The sequence below is a fragment of the Micromonospora maritima genome, assembly GCF_902825405.1.
Lineage (GTDB): Bacteria > Actinomycetota > Actinomycetes > Mycobacteriales > Micromonosporaceae > Micromonospora > Micromonospora maritima.
In genome coordinates, this window is the sequence record NZ_CADEAU010000663.1 from 1 (window position 1) to 2,476 (window position 2,476).

Genomic DNA, 2,476 nt, shown 5'->3' on the forward strand with positions numbered 1-2,476 from the left:
CCGGGCGGCCTGCCGGGCCAGCCCGCCGTCGCCGCGCGCCGAGAGCAGCACCGGCACCAGCGGCGGCGTGGGCCGGTCGACCGGCTCGTCGGCGACCGCCGGCGGCTGCTCCACGATGACGTGGGCGTTGGTGCCGCTGACCCCGAAGGACGAGACGGCGGCCCGGCGCGGTCGGCCGGTCTCCGGCCACGGCCGGGCCTCGGTCAGCAGCTCGACCGCGCCGGCCGACCAGTCGACGTGCGGGGTGGGCTCGTCGACGTGCAGGGTGCGGGGCAGGACGCCGTGCCGCAGCGCCTGCACCATCTTGATCACGCCGGCGACACCGGCGGCGGCCTGGCTGTGCCCGATGTTGGACTTGATCGAGCCCAGCCACAGCGGCTCACCGGCCCGGTCCTGCCCGTACGTCGCCAGCAGCGCCTGCGCCTCGATCGGGTCGCCGAGCGTGGTCGCGGTGCCGTGCGCCTCGACCGCGTCCACGTCGGCGGCACCCAGTCCGGCGGCGGTGAGCGCGGCCCGGATGACCCGCTGCTGGGAGGGCCCGTTGGGGGCGGTCAGGCCGTTGGACGCGCCGTCCTGGTTCACCGCCGAGCCGCGGACGACGGCGAGCACGCGGTGGCCGTTGCGGCGGGCGTCGCTGAGCCGCTCCACGACCAGCACGCCGACGCCCTCGGACCAGCCGGTGCCGTCGGCGGAGGCGGCGAAGGAGCGGCAGCGGCCGTCGGCGGCCAGCCCGCCCTGCCTGGTGAACTCGACGAACGCGCCCGGGGTGACAAGCACGTTCACGCCGGCGGCGACGGCCAGGTCGCACTCGCCCTGGCGCAGCGACTGCACGGCCAGGTGCAGCGCGACCAGCGACGACGAGCAGGCGGTGTCGACGGTGACCGCCGGGCCCTCCAGGCCGAAGGTGTAGGCGACCCGGCCGGAGATGACGCTGTGCGCGCCGCCGGTGAGCCGGTAGCCGTCCAGGTCGCGGGTCTCGTCGCCGGCGCCGTAGCCGGACGGGGACGCGCCGACGAACACGCCCGTCGAGGTGCCGTGCAGCGTGTCCGGGGCGACGGCGGCCTGCTCGAACGCCGCCCAGGTGGCCTCCAGCAGCAGCCGCTGCTGCGGGTCCATCGCGAGCGCCTCGCGCGGCGAGATGCCGAAGAACTCGGGATCGAACTCGGTGGCCCGGTCGATGAACCCGCCGTGGCGGGTGAACGAACGGCCCGGCGCGTCCGGGTCGGTGGCGTAGAGCCGGTCCAGGTCCCAGTCCCGGTCGGTGCGGAACTCGGTGATGCCGTCGCGGCCCTCGGCGACCAGCTCCCACAGCCCGTCCGGGTCGCTGACGCCACCCGGGTACCGGCAGCTCATCCCGACGATGGCGATCGGCTCGTCGACGGTCGGCGCGCCGGCCGGGGTGCCGGCGGCCACGCCGTCGCCGTCGGGCAGCCGCAGCAGCGTGGCCAGGTGACCGGCCAGCACGGCCGGGCTCGGGTAGTCGAAGATGACGGTGGTGGGCAGCGCCAGCCCGGTCGCGGCGGTGAGCTGGTTGCGCAGCTCGACGGCGGTCAGCGAGTCGAAGCCGAGGTCGCGGAACGCGCGCCGGGGGCGTACCGCGTCGATGCCGGTGTGGCCGAGCACAGCGGCGGCGTGGTCACGGACCAGGTCGGTGAGGCGGCGTTCCCGGTCGGCGGGGGCGAGGTCGAGCAGGTGCCGGCGCAGCGCGGCGGCCCGGTCGTCGACGTCGTCGGCGGGGCTTTCGGCGAGCGCCGCCCGGGCCTCCGGGATGTCGGCGAGCAGCGGCCGGGGCCGGGCCGAGGCGTACGCGGGGGCGAACTGCGCCCAGTCGACGTCGGCGACGACGAGTGTGGTCTCGCCGTGCTCGACCGCCCGGCGCAGGGCGAGCAGCGCGGCGGCGGGTTGCATCGGGTTCAGGCCGCGCCGGCTGAGCAGCCGCTGCGCCTCCTCGGTGGTGGCCATGCCGCCCTCGGCCCAGGCGCCCCAGGAGATCGAGGTGGCGGTACGGCCGCGGGCGCGGCGCCGCTCGGCGAGCGCGTCCAGGAAGGCGTTCGCGGCCGCGTACGCGCCCTGGCCGCCGCTGCCCCACACGCCGGAGATGGAGGCGAACAGCACGAACGCGTCGAGGTCCCGGTCGCCGAGCAGCTCGTCGAGGTGGGCGGCGCCGGCGACCTTGCCGGCCATCACGTGGTCGAACACGTCCAGGTCGGTGTCGACCAGGGCGGTGAGCCGGGTGATCCCGGCGGCGTGCAGCACGGCGGTCAGCGGCGCGACGTCGTCCAGCCCGGCGACGAGCGCGGCGACCTGGTCCCGGTCGGCGAGGTCGCAGGCGACCAGGCTGACCCGTACCCCGTCGGTGGTCAGCTCGTCGACCAGCTCGCGGGCGCCGGCGGCGTCGGGGCCGCGGCGGCTGGTGAGCACCAGGTGCTCGGCGCCGTTGGCGGCGAGCCAGCGGGCGGCCTGCGCGCCGATCGCG

The 2,476-nt window shown here is 76.9% G+C and carries 1 protein-coding gene; it reads right to left on the reverse strand.

Features of this window, described 5'->3' with window-relative positions:
- Positions 1-2,476, reverse strand: a 2,476-nt coding sequence (locus HUW36_RS30730) for a type I polyketide synthase (RefSeq protein WP_174531286.1), incomplete at both ends; no start/stop codon positions are given.